Genomic DNA, 18511 nt, shown 5'->3' on the forward strand with positions numbered 1-18511 from the left:
TTGCAGTGTGTCAGCTACACATTTGTTGGCTGACCCCCCCTCATCGGGGGCAAGTCGAATCGTCGCACCGCCCCTCCCACATTTTTAACCCTGCCTGCTTTAAAACCTCATCATCTTTGAATGGTCATTTATGCAAAAGTCCACATTTCGCAAAGTCAGTCTGTTCGCTGCATTGGCCATCGCCCTCGGCCTGGTGATCTACACCGTGCAAGCCCCCGCCGACGCGCCGCAATACCTCACCGCCACGGCTGAACGCGGTGACATCGAAAATGCTGTGCTGGCTACGGGTTTGCTCGAAGGCATCAAGCAGGTCGACGTCGGTGCCCAGGTCTCCGGGCAGTTGAAGTCGCTCAAGGTCAAGGTCGGCGATAAAGTGAAGAAGGGCCAGTGGCTGGCCGAGATCGACCCGTTGATCCTGCAAAACACCCTGCGCAAGGCCCAGGTCGATGAAGAAAACCTGCAAGCCCAACGCCGCGCCACGGCGGCGCAGCTCAAGCAGGCCAAGTCGGTGTACGAGCGCTACAAGGGCTTGCAGAGTGATGAGTCGGTGTCGCGCCAGGATTTCGAAGATGCCGAATCGACGTTCCAGGTACAGCAGGCCAACCTGCTGTCCCTGGATGCGCAAATCAAGAGTGCGCATATCGAGATCGACACCGCCAAGGTCAACCTGGCCTATACCCGTATCAACGCGCCCATCGACGGCGACGTGGTAGGCATCGTCACCCAGGAAGGCCAGACCGTGATCGCCAGCCAGCTGGCGCCGGTACTGCTCAAGTTGGCGGACCTGGACACCATGACCGTCAAGGCCCAGGTGTCCGAGGCGGATGTGATTCATATCAGCCCCGGCCAGCAGGTGTATTTCACCATCCTCGGTGAAGCCGACAAACGCTACTACGCCAAGCTGCGCGGCACCGAGCCGGCGCCCCAGAGCTTCCTGGAAACCCAGACCGCCGGCACCCCCAAGCAAAACACGGCGGTGTTCTACAACGCGTTGTTCGACGTGCCCAACCCCGATCACCGCCTGCGCATCGCCATGACCGCCCAGGTGCGCATCGTGCTCGACACCGCCCAGGCCGCGCTGACAGTGCCGGTGGCTGCGCTGGGCCCGCGCAATAACGATGGCAGCTACTCACTGCGGGTGCTGGATGCCAAGGGCAAGGCGGTGTCCCGCGAGGTAAAGACCGGCATCAATAACAACGTCAAGGTGCAGATCCTCGACGGCCTGGCCGAGGGCGACAAAGTGGTGATCGGCGATGCCTCACCGGCCGTGGCGGGGAACTGACGGATGAGCCAGCCACTGTTGGAACTCAAGGGCATCACCCGCAGCTTTATGGCCGGCGAGCGTGAGTTTATAGCGCTCAAGGGCATCGACCTGACGATCCATGCCGGGGAGATGGTTGCGATCATCGGCGCGTCAGGCTCGGGCAAGTCCACCCTGATGAACATCCTCGGCGGCCTGGATTACGCCACGGCCGGCAGCTACAAGATCAACGGCATCGAGACCCGCTCCCTGGGCGATGAGCAGTTGGCGGAGCTGCGTCGCGACTACTTCGGCTTTATTTTCCAGCGCTACCACCTGCTGGCGCACCTCAGCGCGTTGCACAACGTGGAGATGCCGGCGATTTATGCCGGTACGCCGGAAACCGCGCGCCACAGCCGCGCGCGGGATTTGCTCGAACGCCTGGGGCTGGCTGGCCACACCACCCATCGTCCCAGCCAGCTCTCTGGCGGTCAGCAGCAGCGAGTGAGTATCGCCCGTGCCTTGATGAACGGCGGCGAAGTCATCCTGGCCGACGAACCCACCGGCGCCCTCGACACCCACAGCGGCAAGGAGGTGATGCGCATCCTGGCCGAGCTGCATGCGGCGGGGCACACGGTGATCATCGTCACCCACGACCCCAAGGTCGCGGCGAATGCCCAGCGCATTGTCGAGGTCAGCGATGGTGAAATCGTCAGCGATAAGGCCAATGCCGTCAGTGATCTGCCCAGCGAAGCACCCGTCGAGCCCAAGCGCAGCGGCGCCCGGCGCTTGGTGGCGAGCCTGGGGTTGTTCAAGGAGGCGTTCAATATGGCCTGGGTCGCGCTGGTATCCCATCGCATGCGCACCTTGTTGACCATGCTCGGTATCGTGATCGGTATCACCTCGGTGGTGTCGATCTCGGCCATCGGCGAGGGCGCCAAGCGCTATGTGCTCAAGGACATCCAGGCGATTGGCAGCAACACCATCGATATCTTCTCCGGCACCAGTTTTGGCGACAGCCGTGCTTCGGCCATCGAGACCTTGATGCCCTCGGACGTGGACGCGTTGAACCAGCTGTATTACGTCGACAGCGCCACACCTGTGGTGGGCCGCAACCTGCTGTTGCGCTACGGGAATATCGACCTGGACGCCCAGGTCAATGGCGTCAGCGACCGCTACTTCAAGGTCAAGGGCTTGAAGCTTGAAGCCGGCATCGCCTTCAGCGAAAACGACGCACGGCGCCAGGCCCAGGTGGTGGTGATCGATCACAACACCCGCAACCGCCTGTTCGGACCCAATGTCGACCCGTTGGGCCAGGTGATCCTGGTGGGCAACCTGCCGTGCACGGTGATCGGCGTGACCGCCGACAACAAAAACATGTTCGCCGCCAGCAAGGCGCTGAATGTGTGGGTGCCCTATGAGACGGCGGCGGGGCGCCTTCTGGGCCAGCGCCATCTGGACAGCATCACCGTGCGCATCAAGGACGGCCAGCCGAGCAAGGTGGTGGAAGACAACGTCAACAAGCTGATGCTGCAACGTCACGGCACCAAGGACTTTTTCACCAACAACCTCGACAGCATCATGCAGACGGTGCAGAAAACCAGCCGCTCCCTGGCATTGCTGCTGTCGTTGATCGCGGTAATTTCCTTGCTGGTGGGCGGCATCGGCGTGATGAATATCATGCTGGTGTCGGTCACCGAGCGCACCCGCGAGATTGGTATCCGCATGGCGGTGGGCGCACGGCAGTCGGATATCCGCCAGCAGTTTCTGGTGGAGGCGGTGATGGTGTGCCTGATCGGCGGGATCATCGGGATCTCGCTGTCCTACGCACTGGGCTTTCTGTTTTCGCTGTTTGTGAAAGAGTGGGAAATGGTGTTTTCCCTGGGCTCGGTGGTCACCGCGTTTGCCTGTTCGACGTTGATCGGCATTGTGTTCGGCTTTGTGCCGGCGCGGAATGCGGCGCGGTTGGATCCGATTGAGGCGTTGGCCAGGGACTGAACTCCTCCCTCAAAAACACTGAGGACTAAGTGTGGGAGGGGGCTTGCCCCCGATAGCAGGGTGTCAGTCACAGATGTATTCACTGACCCACCGCCATCGGGGGCAAGCCCCCTCCCACATTTTGATCGATGTCAGCTTAGAGTCCGGTGATGTCTTCGGTTGAGTACATCCACCGCAACAAGGAATGCCGCCCACTGATCCCCAGCTTGATCGACGCACGCTTGAGGTAGCTTTCAATCGTATTGACCTTCAACGCCAACTGCTCCGCCAATTCCGGCGCCGTGCGCCCGGCCAGCAGGCCCACGCATACCTCCAGTTCGCGGTTGGACAGGGTCAGCCCCGACTGCACCAGGCGTTCCTCGATGCGGCGACGCAAGGTTTCGATGCCCTGGTTTTGTGGTGTTACCGCCTCGCCGTCCTGGCGGCACGGCTGGATCGCGGCGATGTGTTTTTCCACCATGGGCAGCAGCATCGTGGAAAAGTCCTGCAGCATGCTGCGTTCCTGGGGCGAGAAGCTCTGGGACTGGTGGGAGCGGTACACCGACAACACGTAGCGCACGTCGTCCTTGCGGCGGGTGAGGTGCAATTGTGCGGCGGGCTGCTCTTCACCCAGGGTGGCCACCGAATCGGTATAGACCGGGCTGATCTTGCGCCGGGTGTGCCCCTCGGCGCTGACCTGCAATTGGGTGATATGGGTGGCGTCCACTGCCAGTTGAGTGAGGATAAGGTCATGCAGCATGCGTGGGAAATGGCGACTGCCAGTGCTGGCGATGACCTTGCCTATATGTGGGAACAGGTGTGAGTTCATCAATTCGTCCATGAGGTTCAAGCGCAGGTTCTTGGGTCCATAGCGACGGGCTCAATAAGGCAACCTGCAGTGATCGTACGACCCGCCGGAACCTATGCTAGTACAGGCTGGCGAAGGGAGGGGGATCCAATCCGGAAATATCCAGATTAAAAATGCATAACGGTGGTCGGACCAGTCCTACCACCGTTTGTGGGAAGGGATTACATCGAGTTCAAGCGTTACATCGCGCGTGTCTGACGCTGGCGAGCCAATGTCATCGCCGTATCCTCAATCATGTCTTCCTGACCACCGACCATTCCTCGGCGACCCATCTCCACCAGGATCTCCCGCGCCGGCACGCCATATTTCTGCTCGGCGCGCTTGGCGAACAGCAGGAACGAGCCGTAGACCCCGGCATAGCCCATGGTCAGTGCATCGCGGTCGCTGCGGATCGGGAAGTCCATGATCGGCACCACCAGGTCTTCAGCCACGTCCTGGATGCCAAACACACTGACCCCCGTGTCGATACCCATGCGATCACACACCGCCACCAGCACTTCCATTGGTGTATTGCCGGCCCCGGCACCCAACCCCGCGCAAGCAGCGTCGATGCGGTTGGCCCCGGCGGCAATGGCGGCGATGGAGTTCGCCACCCCCATCGACAGGTTGTGGTGCCCATGAAAACCAATTTCCGTCTCCGGCTTGAGCGCGGCACGCATGGCCGCCACCCGGGCGCTGACATCGTGGGGCAACAGGTAGCCCGCCGAGTCCGTCAGGTAGATGCAGTTGGCGCCGTAGCTTTCCATCAGCAAACCCTGTTTGACCAGGCCTTCGGGGCTGTTCATGTGGGCCATCATCAAGAAACCGACCGTGTCCATGCCCAGGTGGCGGGCATGGGCGATGTGCTGTTCGCTGACATCCGCCTCGGTGCAGTGGGTGGCCACGCGTAGGGTGTGCACGCCTAGTTCATGGGCCATCTTGAGGTGATCCACCGTGCCGATACCCGGCAGCAGCAGCGCCGAGACCTTGGCGTGTTTCATCAGCGGAATCACCGCCGACAGGTACGCCTCATCGGTGTGCGCCGGGAAGCCATAGTTCACCGAACTGCCACCCAGGCCGTCTCCGTGGGTGACTTCGATCAACGGCACGCCCGCCGCGTCGAGGCCGCAGGCGATGTCTTTCATCTGTTGCAGGCTGATCTGATGGCGCTTGGGGTGCATGCCGTCGCGCAGGCACATGTCATGCACCGTGATGCGTTTACCGTGAAGGTCCATGGTCGATTCCTTATACGTGGGCGGTGAGCGCGCGTTCGCCCTTGAGGATTTCCTCGGCGAACATCTCGGCGGTGCGGGCAGCGGCGGCGGTCATGATGTCGAGGTTGCCGGCGTACTTGGGCAGGTAGTCGCCCAGGCCTTCGACTTCCATGAAGATCGACACGCGGTTGCCGTCGAACACCGGGCCATTCACCAGCTTGTAGCCGGGCACGTAACGTTGCACCTGGCGGATCATGGTTTCGATGGCGGCGGTGATCGCCGCTTGGTCGGGCTCGCTGGCGGTCAGGCAATGCACGGTGTCACGCATGATCAGCGGTGGCTCGGCGGGGTTGATGATGATGATCGCCTTGCCTTCCTTGGCACCGCCCACCTGTTCCACGGCGCGGGAGGTGGTGCGGGTGAATTCGTCGATGTTCTTGCGGGTGCCAGGGCCGACGGACTTGGACGCGGCGGTGGCGATGATTTCCGCGTAGGCCACCGGTTGCACGCTGGACACCGCCGCCACCAGCGGAATCGTGGCCTGGCCGCCGCAGGTGACCATGTTGACGTTCATCGCGCCCAGGCCCAGCAGGGTTTTCAAGTTGACCGGCGGCACGCAATACGGGCCGATGGCCGCGGGTGTCAGGTCGATCATCAGCACGCCGAGGGCGTTGAGTTTCTGCGAGTTCTGCGCGTGCACATAGGCGGAAGTGGCGTCGAAGGCGATCTGGATGCGGTCGCGCTCGACATAAGGCAGCAGGCCGTCGACGCCGTCGGCGGTGGTCTTCAAACCCAGTTCACGGGCGCGCTCCAGGCCTTCGGAAGTGGCATCGATGCCGACCATCCACACCGGCTCCAGCACTTCGCTGCGCATCAGTTTGTAGAGCAGGTCGGTGCCGATATTGCCGGGGCCGATCACTGCGCATTTGATCTTTTGAGTCATGGTCGTGGGCTCCAGGGAGGGGTCAGGGGACAAAACGCAGGCTGGCTTTGCCCAGCCCGCTCATGGACAGGCTGATACGGTCACCGGCCTGCACCGGCACCAGCGGTGCAAGCGCACCCGACAAAATGATTTCGCCCCGGCGGAACGGGATACCCAGTTCGCCAAGGGTATTGGCCAGCCAGGCGACAGCCGCGCAGGGGTGGCCTTGTACCGCCGAGCCCAGCCCGGAACCTGCCGGTTCGGCGTTCTTCAATAACTGCATATGCACCGCTGCCAGGTCCACCGAGCGCGGGTCGATGCGTTGCGTGCCGAGGGCGAACACACCGCAGGAGGCGTTGTCGGCCACGGTGTCCTGGATGCGGATCTGCCAGTTGTCGATACGTGAATCGACGATCTCGAAGCATGGCGCCACGGCTTGGGTGGCGGCCAGCACGTCGTCGGCGCTGATGCCGGGGCCGTGCAGGTTTTCGCCGAGGATAAAGGCAATTTCGCCCTCGGCGCGGGGATGGATCAGGTTGTAGCGGGCCAGGCTGACCTCGCTGCCGTCCTCCACCTGCATGGCGTCGGTGAGGAAACCGAAGTCCGGTTGGTGCACGTCGAGCATCTCTTGCACAGCACGGCTGGTAACCCCGATTTTCTTGCCGATCACGCGCTCGCCGAGGGCCTCGCGGCGTTGCAGGAAATGCAGGGAAATCCGGTAGGCGTGGTCTAGGCTGATCTGCGGGTAGCGTTGGGTCAGCGGCGCCAGGGTCTGGCGGTTGCGCAAGGCATTAAACAGCTCATCGCCAAGCGCGGCGATCAAATGGGTGTCCATGGCGGGGCTCCAGAAGCGAGAAAAAAACAGTCGGGTGTCAGCCGGGCCACACCGAGGAGTCGGCGCCGCCGTCCACATCGATGATCTTGCCGGTGACCCAGGCCGAGGCCGGGCTGGCCAGGTACAGCGCGGCGGCGGCGATGTCCTCTGGCGTGCCGAGGCATTTGAGCGGGGTGTTGGCTTCCATGACTTCGCGCATGGCGGCGGGCATGACCCCGCTCAGCGCTTCGGTGAGGGTAGGGCCGGGTGCCACGGCGTTGACGCGGACCTGCGGGGCGAAGTCCTGGGCCAGCAGCCGGGTCAGATGACTCAGCGCCGCCTTGGCCGTGCCATAGGCACTGAAATGACGCTGGGCATAACGGGCCGCCACCGAGCTGATATTGAGGATGTTGCCGCCACCGGCCTCGCGCATCAGCGGCACACACAATTGGCAGAACGCATAACTGGTGGCGACGTTGAAGGCCATGACCTGGGCGAACTGCTCCGGCGTCATCGCCAGCGGATCATTCGGCCCACCGCCGCCGACGTTGTTCACCAAATGGGTGAGGCGGCCCATCTGTTCGACGCTTTGGCTGACCAATGCGCGGCGTTGTGCATCGTCATTCACGTCACAGGCGAACGCCAGCGCCCGTCGGCCCAGGCCGCGCACTTCCTCGGCCACGGCCTCCACTTCCGCCAACGAGCGCGCCGCACACACCACATCGGCACCGGCTTCGGCATACGCCAAGGCAATCGCCCGGCCAATGCCACGGCCGCTGCCGGTGACGATGGCGACACTGCCGTGCATCTGGAAACGCTGCAAAATACTCATGGGCCCTTGCTCCGTGGGGTCGGCTGTAGTGGCGGCCACTATCGCCATCGCTGCGGGGGGCTACATCGTCCTAATGAAGTAGGTGCGGAACGCTCTGTAGTGAGCGGGCTTGCCCCGCGCTGGGTGGCGAAGCCGCCCCAATCAGACCGCCTCGGTGTTCCAGAAAGACCGAGGTGCCTGGTTTTGGGGCGGCTTCGCAGCCCAGCGCGGGGCAAGCCCGCTCACTACAACCACAACCACAGTCCTAGTCCGCTTTGACGATGATCAATCCTTCGCCCGCTCCGATGATCTGTCCCAACGTGCGCAATGGCGCAGTCAGATCGGGAGAGTCGAGTGATGCACAGCATGCGGGAAAAGACCCAGGACGAACGAGAGTTGCTGGACCGTGCGCGCCGCCTGGTGCCAGTGCTCAAGGAACGTACCGCACAGGCCGACAGGGATTTGAAGGTGCCCTCGGAAAGCATCGCCGACCTGCAAGCGGCCGGCCTGCTGCGTGCCTTGCAGCCACGGGCATTCGGCGGTTATGAAGTGGACCCGCGCACCTTCTTCGAGATCCAGTCGATCCTCGCCGAAGGCTGTATGTCTACGGCGTGGATCTACGGCGTGATGGGCGTGCACCCGTGGCAACTGGCGCGCTACCCGGTGCAGGCCCAGCGTGAAGTGTGGGGCGATGATCAGAGTGTGCTGATCTGCTCGACCTATATGCCGGCCGCCAAAGTAACGGTGGTGGAGGGCGGGTATCGCATTAGCGGGCGCTGGGGCTTTTCCAGCGGCAGCGAGCACTGCCAGTGGGTGTTCCTGGGGGGCATCCTGCCGCCGGACGGCGCAATAGCCGCCGAGCACGGCACCTTCCTGCTGCCAAACACCGACTACCGGATCGAACGCAATTGGGACGTACTGGGCCTGCGCGGCACCGGCAGCCATGACATCGTGGTCGAAGACGCCTTCGTGCCGGCCCACCGCGTGCAGCGCACCAATAACTGGACGCCGGAAGCGACGCCGGGCCGCCAGGTCAATACCAACCCGATCTACGCAATCCCGTTTGCCCAGGTGTTCTCTCGCGCAGTGTCCACCTCGGCCATCGGCGCGCTGCAAGGCGCGATCAATGAGTTTCGCGACAACGCCGCCAGGCACATCGGCAAGCACGGCGCGCGTACCGCCGAGGATCCGGTGGCCCAGACCGCTGTGGCCGAGGCGATGATTACCGTCGACAGCCTGCGCCTGGTGCTCGAGCGCAACTACGAACACCTGATGAGCCTGGCGCGTGCCGGCGAATACCCCGACACCGAAACCCGCCTGCTGTACCGCTATCAGTCGGCCTACGTGACCAACATCTGCGCCGAACGCGCCAACGACCTGCTGCGCAGCATGGCCGCCTCGGGCCTGTACAACACCAATCCGGTGGCGCGTCTGTTCCGCGACCTGCACCAGGCACGTGGGCATATCGCCAATAACTTCATGGCCTATGGGCGCAGCTACGGCGCGGTGTTGCTGGGCTTGCCCAACCCGGATCCGTACGTTTGAACCGACCCTTCCAGGGTGATGAGTAGCCAGCCTATGAACCAGTATCTTGCTCTGCGCGTAGCCCGCGTGATTGAGGAAACCGCCGATGCGCGCTCCTTGGTGTTCGACGTGCCGGTGCATTTGGGCGAACGCATGCGCTATCAGCCAGGCCAATTCCTGACCGTGCGCGTGCCCTTCGAGGGCGGGTGGTTGCCGCGTTGTTATTCGCTGTCCAGCACGCCGTTGTTGGATGAACCGCTGCGCGTTACGGTCAAGCGCGTGCGTGATGGGCGTGCGTCCAACTGGTTGTGTGGCGAGCTACAAGCTGGCCAGACCCTGGAGGTGCTGCCGCCGGCGGGGGTGTTTGTGCCGCGCAACCTGGATCGCGATCTGCTGTTGTTCGGCGGCGGCAGTGGGGTGACGCCGGTGCTGTCGATCCTGCGTTCGGCGTTGCTGGCGGGCACTGGCCGAGTGTTGCTGATCTATGCCAACCGCGATGAAGCCTCGGTGATCTTCAAGGACGAACTCAAGGTGCTTGCCAGTGCCCATCCACAGCGCCTGCAAGTGGTGCATTGGCTCGATTCGGTACAGGGCATTCCCAGCGTTGGCCAACTGGCCGAACTGGCACGGCCGTTGATCGATGCCGAGGCGTTCATCTGCGGGCCTGGCCCGTTTATGGACGCGGCAGTCAGCGCACTCAAAGGCCTGGGCATGCCCGACGCGCGGGTGCATGTCGAACGTTTCGTGTCGCTGCCCGGTGAGGGTGAACAGTTGCCGGTGGCCAGCAGCGATGCGGCGGTGGCGGCCCAGTTGGCAGTGCGCCTGGATGGCGAAGACCACCAACTGCCTTGCGACAGTGGCGAGACCGTGCTGGCAGCCATGGAGCGTGCCGGTCTCAACCCGCCCAGTTCCTGTCGCGTCGGCGGCTGCGCTTCGTGCATGTGCACGTTGGAAAGCGGCGACGTCGAGCTGTTGCACAACGATGCACTGGACGCGGGCGAACTGGCCGAAGGCTGGATCCTGGCCTGCCAGGCCGTGCCCACCAGCGCGCAACTGCGCATCCGTTTTCCCGATTGACGCCAAGCCCGAGCCTACGATGAATCAGAGCCTGAACCTTGCCGCGCCGCTGCGCGCAGCCCCCACCACCGTGGCCCAGTTGGTGTTCGCCAGCGCCGCCCGTTTTGCCGGGCGCAGCGCCATTGAGGAGCCCGGCCAAAGCATTGACTACGCGCAGTTGCCCGAGCGCGTCATGGGCTTTGCCCGCGGCTTGATGGCGCTGGGGGTCCAGGCCGGTGACCGGGTGGGGATCTGGGCGCCGAATGGTGCCGAGTGGATTCTCGCGGCGCTGGGTATTCAATGCGTGGGGGCGGTGCTGGTGCCGATCAACACGCGCATGAAAGGCCTGGAGGCCGCCGATGTGCTGGCGCGCAGTGGTTGCCGCGTGCTGTTTGCCCAACAGCAGTTTTTGGGGGTGGATTACCCGTCGCTGCTGGCGCCGCACCGGCCGGTTAGCCTGGAACACCTGGTGGTGCTGGGGGACGACGCAACGGCGTTGGCACCCGACCTGACGCTGGCGCGTTTCCTGTTGGGCGCTGCGAGTATCGACGCCGCCAGCGCCCAACGCCGTGCCGACGCGGTGACCCCCGACGCCCTCTGCGACCTGTTGTTTACCTCCGGCACCACCGGCAAGCCCAAAGGCGTGATGAGCGCCCATGGCCAAAACCTGCGGGCGTTCACCGAGTACGTCAAGGTGATCGGCCTGGTGCCGGGCGACCGTTACTTGATCGTCAATCCGTTCTTCCACGCGTTTGGCTACAAGGCCGGCTGGCTGACCTGCCTGATCGGCGGCGCGACCATCCTGCCCCATGCGGTGTTCGACGCCGAAGCGGTATTCGAGCGCATCGCCCGCGAGCGCATCAGCGTGCTGCCCGGCGCGCCCACCTTGTACCTGTCGTTGCTGGCGCATCCGCGACTCAAGGAGGCCGACCTGTCGAGCCTGCGCATCGCGGTGACCGGCTCGGCCAGCATCCCGCCCAGCCTGATCGAGCGCATGCGCAATGAACTGGGATTTGCCGTAGTCACCACCGCCTATGGCCTGACCGAGTGCGGCGGCCTGGCGACCATCTGTAATCCGCAGGACTCGGCCGAGGTGATCGCCAGTACCAGCGGCCGCCCGATTGCCGGCACCGAAGTGAGTATCCGTGACCCGCACAACCAGGCGCTTGAGCGCGGGCAAACCGGGGAAATCTGCCTGCGTGGTTTCCACGTCATGCAGGGCTACTTCCAGGATCCGCAAGCCACCCTTGAGGCCATCGACAGCGAGGGCTGGCTGCACACCGGCGATGTCGGGCGCCAGGATGAAACGGGCAACCTGATCATCACCGACCGCCTGAAAGACATGTTTATCGTCGGCGGTTTCAACTGCTACCCGGCGGAAATCGAAGCCGCGCTGATCGAGCATCCGGCGATTGCCCAGGTGGCGGTGATCGGCATTGCCGATGAGCGCATGGGCGAAGTGGGGTGCGCCTGCGTGGTGCTGCGTGAAGACGCGGTCCTCGATGAGACGCAGTTGATCAGTTGGAGCCGCGAGCGCATGGCCAATTACAAGGTGCCGCGCCAGGTGCGGTTTTTCAGCGCGTTGCCCCTTAACCCATCGAGCAAAGTCGCCAAGAACGCACTGCGCGCCGCCGTGGCCGACAACACCGCGCTATAGCCCCCACAAAAACAACAAGAAAGGAGATCAGCATGTCTACGCGAAACCCTGTCGGTGGCCGTTGCCTGTTGGCCACGGCGATCACGCTCACCAGCGCCACGGCCGGCGCCGCGCCGACCGTGCAGCTGGGCGAGAACACCACCCTGGACTCATCGTTGACGGTCAACTACACCGCGTCGATGCGCACCGCCAAGCAAGCCAGCGAATACCTCAACGACCCCAATAACGACGATGGCACCCGCAACTTCAAGCGCGGTTCGCTGATCAACAATCGCCTGAGCCTGTTTGGCGAGCTGCAACTCAAGCACGACAACCTCGGCGCCGTGCTGCGCGGCAGTCACTTCTATGACGACGTGTACCACCAGCGCAATGCCAATGACTCGCCGGACACCGTGAACAAGCTGGGCAACCCTGACGGTTTCAGCGACGAGACCCGCCGCTTGAGCGGCAGCAAGGCGCGGCTGCTGGATGCCTATGTGTATGGCAATTTCGAGGTGGGCGACACCCAGTACGTGTCGCTCAAGGCCGGTCGGCATCTGGTGGCATGGGGCGAGAGCCTGTTCTGGCCCAACATCAGCCAGGGCCAGGCGCCGGTGGATGCCACCAAGTTCAACGTGCCGGGCACCGAGGCCAAGGATTCGTACCTGCCGGTGGGGCAGGTGTCGGGGTCCTGGTCGCTGAATGAGAACCTGGCGCTGGTGGGTTACTACCAATACGAGTGGGAAAAGACCCAGCTCAACCCCGTGGGTGACTACTTCGGCAGCGACACCTTCGGCCCGGGCGCCGAGTTCTATCGCCTCGGCGCCGGTGTGGTCGACGGCCTGCCCAATGGCATGGCGGTGGCCTACGGCGGCGAAAAAGACGCCAGCGACAGCGGCCAATGGGGCCTGGGCGTACGCTACCGAATCACCGAGAACACCGAACTGGGCCTGTTCCATTACCGCTATAACGAGCGCATCGGCTCGCTGTTCTTCGACTTCACCGGCACCACTCAATACTCCTCGCTTAACAGCATCGGCCATGAGGGCGGCGCGCCGTCCTATCGCCTGGGGTATTTCGAGGGGGTGAAGCTCACCGGGATCAGTTTCAGCTCGAAAGTCGGCGACTCGGTGCAATACGCCGGCGACCTGAGCTACCGCGACGGCGCCGCGGTGTACCTCAACAACGGCGCACCGACTACCGGGCAACTCTGGCAAGGCAACCTGAATGCCTCGTACATCCTCGGCCCGAGCTTTTTGGCCCAGCAAACCACGTTCATGGGCGAAGTGGTGCATCAGCGCATTGCCTCGGTGGACAGCGTGACCATCACCGGCGGTGGCGCGGGGGTGGATGGCACCTTCGATCAATTCGAGTCGAAGACCCAGACCCGAGGCTCGACGCTGTTGGGCGTCGGCGCCTACATGGACTACCCGTCCATTGCCAACGGGCTGGACCTGAGCACCAAGGTGGTGTGGACGCAAAACGTCGACGGCAGCGCCTACCAGGGCCTGGGCCGCGCCGAAAAACGCCTGACTGTGGGCGGCGACTTCAAGTACCTGGGCAACTTCCAGGTGGGCCTGACCTACGTCGCCTACCTCAGCTCCCCGGATATCGCCCAGGGCCGGTTGCTGGCTGACCGCGATTACCTGTCGCTCAACGCCAAATACACCTTCTGATCCGACCAATAAGAGAGGCCTGCCATGAGCGTACATCCGACCCCGTCACCGTTCAGCCCCCTGACCATTGGGCCCTTGACCCTGAAAAACCGCTTTATCAAGGCCGCCACCAACGAGGGCATGAGCGCCCAGGGCGTACCGTCCAAGCAACTGGTGAAACTGCACGCGGCGTTGGCCGCCGGCGGCACCGCCTTGACCACCGTGGCCTACTGCGCGGTGAGCAGCGACGGGCGCACCTTGCCCAACCAGTTGACCCTGGTGCCGTCCAGCGTCGCGCATTTCAAGGTGCTGACCGATGCGGTGCACCAGTCCGGTGGCCTGGCCAGCGCGCAGATCACCCACGGCGGCTGTTTCACGTTCATTCGTGAGCGCTCGACCAAGCGTCCGTTGTCGGCCAGCGGTGGCTTTAACAAGATCGGCCTGATGAGCGGGATGTTTCTCAAGCAGGCCATGAATGAAGCCGATATGCAGCAAGTGGTGCGAGAGTTTGCCCAAGGCGCACGGCTGGCGCGCCAGGCGGGTTTTGATGCGGTGGAAATCCATATGGGCCACGGCTATCTGCTCAGCCAATTCATTTCGCCGTTGTACAACAAACGCCGCGATCAATACGGCGGCAACCTGGAAAACCGCCTGCGCTTTCCACGCCGGGTGCTGCGTGCCGTGCTGGACGCGGTGGGCCAGGACATGGCGGTAATCTGCAAGTACAGCATCACCGAAGGCGTACGCGCGGGTAACTCCGCCGAGGACGGCGCGCGTATCGCGCAACTGCTGGAAGAGGAGGGCGCACACCTGCTGGTACTCAGTGCGGGGATGAATGCCGAGTCGATCACTACCATGTTCGGTTCGTCCTTCCCCAAGGAAAACCGTGTGCAGCAGAAGAACAAACTGATCGCCCTGGCCATGGCCATCCAGCGCCGCACGGAACCGGAAGTGGAATTCCATGAGCTGTACCTGCTGGAACACGCCCGCAAGGTACGGGCAGCGGTGAAGATGCCATTGGCCTACCTGGGCGGTGCAAAGAGCCTGGCGAGCATCGAACAGATCATGGCCGAAGGCTTCGACCTGGTAGCGATGGGGCGGGTGTTGCTGGCCGAGCAGGACTATGTGGAAAAACTCGCCAGTGGCGTCAGCCGCGACTCAATCTGCACGGCGTGCAACCGCTGCGTGGCGATGATGTACACGCCGGGTGGCACCTCCTGCGTGCTTGGGCCTCCGGGTGATGCCGAGCTGAATCGCCAGCCTGCGGCGGGTGGTTGATCCACCGATCTCGTATGCCGTTCACAGCCCAAATGTGGGAGGGGGCTTGCCCCCGATGAGGGAGTGTCAGCTAACTAATTCTTAGCTGACACACCCTCATCGGGGGCAAGCCCCCTCCCACATTTAGACTGTGCTGTGTCTGATTAAGCAGGGACTCAGCCGTGTTGCAGGAAGTCAATGCAACTGCGGTTGAACAGCTCCCGATGCTCCACCTGCACCCAATGTCCACAGCGGTTAAGCACAATAAACCGCGCATTCACCGCGCCATCGATAATGCGCTGCGCCCCGCTGACCGGGTTGAAGTGATCGTTGCTGCCCCAGAACCCCAGGATCGGGCACTGGATCTCCCCCAGGCGTGCCTCCATGTTCGGCACCATCATCGTACTGAACAGGTTCTTCGGCTGGGTCACCGCCACCGCCACGCGTTCCTCTAACAGGCTTTCCGGCAGGATCGAGTCATCGAACAACTGCAGGCGCATCATGCTGCGCATTTCTTCCATGCCGATGGGCCCGGCATTGAACAGCGTGACCATACGCACGATGCCTTGCATCTTGAAGTAGGTCTCACGCTCCTCCACGCCGCCGGGTGCCAGCAAAATCAGGCTATGGGGCAGTTGTGGTAGGCGCAGGGCCAGGCCCAGGGCAATCGCGCCACCGAGTGAATTGCCGAGCAGGGTGGCGCGCTTCACGCCGATGGCGGCGAGGAACGCCGCCACGCAATCGACGAAGAAATCCAGGTTGTACTGGGCGTCCTCAGGTTTGTCCGAGCGGCCGAAGCCCGGCAGGTCGAGCACGATATTGCGGTAGCCGGCGGCGACCAGTTGCGGGTAATTACCCTTGAAGTTGCTGAACCCGCTGGCCCCCGGCCCGCTGCCGTGCAGCCACAGCACCACGGGGCCGGTGCCTTCGTCCAGGTAATGCAGGCGCAGGCCGTTGGGCAGGTTGGCGTAATGGCCGATGGGCAGGGGCAGGTCTACAGGTTGGTTCATGACGGTCTCCATTCGCGGCGGATTGATAAGGCACCACCGCGCCAGGCAGAACTGCAGGTTGAAGGGGAACGCGTGCCTGGCGTGGCGTGCACCGGCCCATGCTGGGCTTGCAGGCGTGGCTTCACATCGTCCATTCAGACCACGCCGCGCTAGTCCCATCGGACGATGTGAGCGAGTGCGCAGGCCGCTAATCATGCTGGGTGAGGGCTGCACGGCGCTCGTTTCTGCACACTTGGAGATCGTTATGAAATTACTCAATAAAGTCGCGTTTGTGACCGGCGCCGCCCAGGGCATGGGCCAGGCCATCGTGCGTGGGTTCGTCGCCGAAGGCGCCAAGGTGGTGGCTGTCGACCTGAACCAGGCGGCCCTGGCCGAGAGCCTGGCCGACCTTGGCGAACAGGTACTCGCCCTGGCCTGCAACGTCGCGGACAGTGCCTCGGTGGCCGACGCCATGGGCCAGGTCGAAGTGCATTTCGGCGGCCTCGACATCGTGGTCAACAACGCCGGTGTCGGCGGGCTCGACAGCTTCCTCGACACCTCGGACGAGAGCTGGGCCCGTGTGATCGGCGTGAACCTCGGCGGCACCTTCCTGTGCAGCCGCGAAGGCGCCAGGTTGATGATCAAGGGCGCGCGCAAAGGCGCAATCATCAACCTCTCCAGCACGGCGGCGCTGACCGGCGAAGGCCCTGCGCACTACTGCGCCTCGAAAGCCGCGGTCATGGGCCTGACCCGTTCGATCACCCGTGAACTGGCCGCCAGCGGCATCCGCGTGAACACCCTGGTGCCCGGACCGACCAACACACCGATGATGGCCGGCATCCCGGATGACTATATGCAGGCGCTGTTGAAAAACGTGCCGCTGGGCCGTTTGTGCGAGACCGATGAAATCGCCCGGGTCGCGGTGTTCCTGGCCAGTGACGATGCCAGCTACATGACCGGGCAGAACATCGCCGTCAACGGCGGCATGGCCTTTATCTGATCGAGGAGACATCCATGAGCAAGCGACTACAAGGCAAAATCGCCTTTATCACCGGGGCCGGTTCCGGTATCGGTGAAGCCACCGCATTGCGGTTTGCCGAGGAGGGCGCCACCGTTGTGCTGTGCGGTCGGCGTATCGAGCCGCTGCAAGGTGTGCAGGCAAAAATCAACGCCCAGGGCGGACAGGCCGAGATTGCCGTGGCCGATGTCAGCGATGAACGGGCCTACGTGGGCGCGCTGCACGCGGCGGCGCAACGTCATGGGCGCCTGGACATCCTGGTGAACAACGCGATGGCCTACACCTGGGGCGGGGTCGACACCATGACCACCGCCGACTGGCACGCCAACTTCGCCACTACCGTGGACGGCACGTTCTGGGGCACCCGGACGGCGATGCAACTGATGAAGGCGCAAGGTGGCGGGGCTATCGTCAACATCGCTTCGATCTGCGGCCTGTTCGGCACGGCGTGGATGGCGGGCTACTCGGCAGCGAAGGCGGCGGTGATCAATTTCAGCCGGGCGGTGGCCAGCGAAGGTGCAGCACACCATGTGCGCTGCAATGTGATCATCCCTGGCGTGGTGGATACCCCGGCCACGGCGGGCATGCTCAGCGACGCCAAGACCCGCGCCAACACCGAAAAAGTCATCCCGATGAAGCGCGTCGGCCTGCCGGTGGAGCTGGCCAACGCGATTGTGTTCCTCGCCAGCGATGAGGCCTCCTACGTCACCGGCGCCAGCCTGGCAGTGGACGGCGGCCGTGGTGCGGACCTGTACACGGTGCTCGACTGATGAGCCAGGACAGCAGCGCCTTGCTGGCGCGCATCGACCGCCTGGAATCGACCGACGCCATTCGCCAACTGGCCGGCCACTACGCCTTGGCCCTGGACATGCGCGACATGGACGCCATGGCCAACTGCTTTGCCCCGGACGTGCGCGTAGGCCGCGACAAAAGCGGCCGTGCGCACCTCAAGGCGTGGCTGGATGAAACCATGCGCAAGCAGTTCCACGGTACATCCCATCACCTGGGCCAGCACATCATCGAGTTCAGCGATGCCGACCACGCCACGGGGGTGGTGTATTCGAAGAACGAGCATGAAACCGGGCCAGAGTGGGTGATCATGCAGATGCTGTATTGGGACGACTACGAACGGATCGACGGCCGTTGGTGCTTCCGCCGACGGTTGCCGTGCTACTGGTACGCCACTGACCTGAACAAACCGCCGATTGGCGGCCTGAAAATGCGCTGGCCTGGGCGGGAGCCCTATGCCGGGAGCTTTCATGAGTTGTTCCCGTCGTGGGATGCATTCTGGGCGCAGCGGGCGGATAAGGATGCGCTGCCGCAGATAGCCGAGCCGGCGCCGTTGGGGCGGTTTCTCAGCGCGTTGCGGCGGGGGGCAGGGGATCCCAGGATTCGGGTGAGGTGAGCATGTTTGACCAGCAACCCCAGATCAAGAGTAAAAGCGCGGCGGCCTTAGGGTCGGCCACTATTTCATGCCGTTCATAGTCCTACTGTGGGAGGGGGCAAGCCCTAATGCCAGTCAGTTAAGGAAACAGCGGATGAGCGGCTTTC

General features: G+C 63.3%; 16 protein-coding genes. 10 read left to right on the forward strand and 6 right to left on the reverse strand.

The window, feature by feature from the left end; translation table 11 throughout:
* Positions 1–130: 130 nt before the first annotated feature.
* Positions 131–1282 (forward strand): macrolide transporter subunit MacA, encoded by a 1152-nt coding sequence (gene macA, locus DYL61_RS24705; RefSeq protein WP_135310503.1) that lies wholly within the window; start codon positions 131–133, stop codon positions 1280–1282.
* 3 nt (positions 1283–1285) lie between these two features.
* Positions 1286–3238, forward strand: a complete 1953-nt coding sequence (locus DYL61_RS24710; RefSeq protein ID WP_135310504.1) for a MacB family efflux pump subunit — start codon at positions 1286–1288, stop codon at positions 3236–3238.
* A 136-nt stretch (positions 3239–3374) separates the two neighbouring features.
* Here the strand turns inward: DYL61_RS24710 and DYL61_RS24715 are convergent, their stop codons facing one another.
* From DYL61_RS24715 to DYL61_RS24735, 5 genes are all read right to left on the reverse strand, one after another.
* Entirely contained in the window at positions 3375–4046 is a 672-nt protein-coding gene (locus DYL61_RS24715; RefSeq protein ID WP_193559455.1) for a helix-turn-helix transcriptional regulator, read from the reverse strand.
* A gap of 218 nt (positions 4047–4264) precedes the next feature.
* Positions 4265–5299 carry a 4-hydroxy-2-oxovalerate aldolase gene (gene dmpG, locus DYL61_RS24720; RefSeq protein WP_135310505.1) on the reverse strand — a complete coding sequence of 345 codons (1035 nt, stop codon included), beginning with the start codon at positions 5297–5299 and terminating at the stop codon, positions 4265–4267.
* A gap of 10 nt (positions 5300–5309) precedes the next feature.
* Positions 5310–6221, reverse strand: a complete 912-nt coding sequence (locus DYL61_RS24725; RefSeq protein WP_135310506.1) for an acetaldehyde dehydrogenase (acetylating) — start codon at positions 6219–6221, stop codon at positions 5310–5312.
* A gap of 22 nt (positions 6222–6243) precedes the next feature.
* Positions 6244–7035 (reverse strand): fumarylacetoacetate hydrolase family protein, encoded by a 792-nt coding sequence (locus DYL61_RS24730; RefSeq protein WP_135310507.1) that lies wholly within the window; start codon positions 7033–7035, stop codon positions 6244–6246.
* A 37-nt stretch (positions 7036–7072) separates the two neighbouring features.
* The gene (locus DYL61_RS24735; protein WP_105698952.1) at positions 7073–7846 is read right to left on the reverse strand and encodes a glucose 1-dehydrogenase; all 774 of its coding nucleotides are present in this window, start codon (positions 7844–7846) and stop codon (positions 7073–7075) included.
* 336 nt (positions 7847–8182) lie between these two features.
* Between DYL61_RS24735 and DYL61_RS24745 the strand changes: the two genes are divergently transcribed.
* Genes DYL61_RS24745 through DYL61_RS24765 form a run of 5 tightly spaced genes read left to right on the forward strand, consistent with a single transcriptional unit; the run spans position 8183 to position 14974 of the window.
* Entirely contained in the window at positions 8183–9370 is a 1188-nt protein-coding gene (locus DYL61_RS24745) for an acyl-CoA dehydrogenase family protein (protein WP_135310508.1), read from the forward strand.
* A 33-nt stretch (positions 9371–9403) separates the two neighbouring features.
* A complete protein-coding gene (locus DYL61_RS24750) occupies positions 9404–10426 on the forward strand; it encodes a ferredoxin--NADP reductase (RefSeq protein ID WP_135310509.1) in 1023 nt (340 codons plus the stop codon).
* Positions 10427–10445: 19 nt separating this feature from the next.
* A complete protein-coding gene (locus DYL61_RS24755) occupies positions 10446–12062 on the forward strand; it encodes a FadD3 family acyl-CoA ligase (protein ID WP_135310510.1) in 1617 nt (538 codons plus the stop codon).
* A 32-nt stretch (positions 12063–12094) separates the two neighbouring features.
* Complete coding sequence (locus DYL61_RS24760) at positions 12095–13717, forward strand: DUF1302 domain-containing protein (protein ID WP_193559456.1); 1623 nt, start codon at positions 12095–12097, stop codon at positions 13715–13717.
* 24 nt (positions 13718–13741) lie between these two features.
* Entirely contained in the window at positions 13742–14974 is a 1233-nt protein-coding gene (locus DYL61_RS24765) for an NADH:flavin oxidoreductase (protein ID WP_135310511.1), read from the forward strand.
* Between the two features lie 155 nt (positions 14975–15129).
* Here the strand turns inward: DYL61_RS24765 and DYL61_RS24770 are convergent, their stop codons facing one another.
* Positions 15130–15963 carry an alpha/beta fold hydrolase gene (locus DYL61_RS24770; protein WP_135310512.1) on the reverse strand — a complete coding sequence of 278 codons (834 nt, stop codon included), beginning with the start codon at positions 15961–15963 and terminating at the stop codon, positions 15130–15132.
* Positions 15964–16207: 244 nt separating this feature from the next.
* Between DYL61_RS24770 and DYL61_RS24775 the strand changes: the two genes are divergently transcribed.
* Genes DYL61_RS24775 through DYL61_RS24785 form a run of 3 tightly spaced genes read left to right on the forward strand, consistent with a single transcriptional unit; the run spans position 16208 to position 18365 of the window.
* The gene (locus DYL61_RS24775; RefSeq protein WP_135310513.1) at positions 16208–16942 is read left to right on the forward strand and encodes an SDR family NAD(P)-dependent oxidoreductase; all 735 of its coding nucleotides are present in this window, start codon (positions 16208–16210) and stop codon (positions 16940–16942) included.
* Between the two features lie 14 nt (positions 16943–16956).
* Positions 16957–17730, forward strand: coding sequence for an SDR family NAD(P)-dependent oxidoreductase (locus tag DYL61_RS24780; RefSeq protein ID WP_135310514.1), 774 nt, complete (start codon positions 16957–16959; stop codon positions 17728–17730).
* Entirely contained in the window at positions 17730–18365 is a 636-nt protein-coding gene (locus DYL61_RS24785) for a nuclear transport factor 2 family protein (protein ID WP_135310515.1), read from the forward strand. The genes DYL61_RS24780 and DYL61_RS24785 overlap by 1 nt, the downstream gene beginning before the upstream one ends.
* The last annotated feature ends 146 nt before the right edge of the window (positions 18366–18511 follow it).

It is taken from the genome of Pseudomonas nabeulensis (assembly GCF_004682045.1).
GTDB classification, from domain to species: Bacteria; Pseudomonadota; Gammaproteobacteria; order Pseudomonadales; family Pseudomonadaceae; genus Aquipseudomonas; species Aquipseudomonas nabeulensis.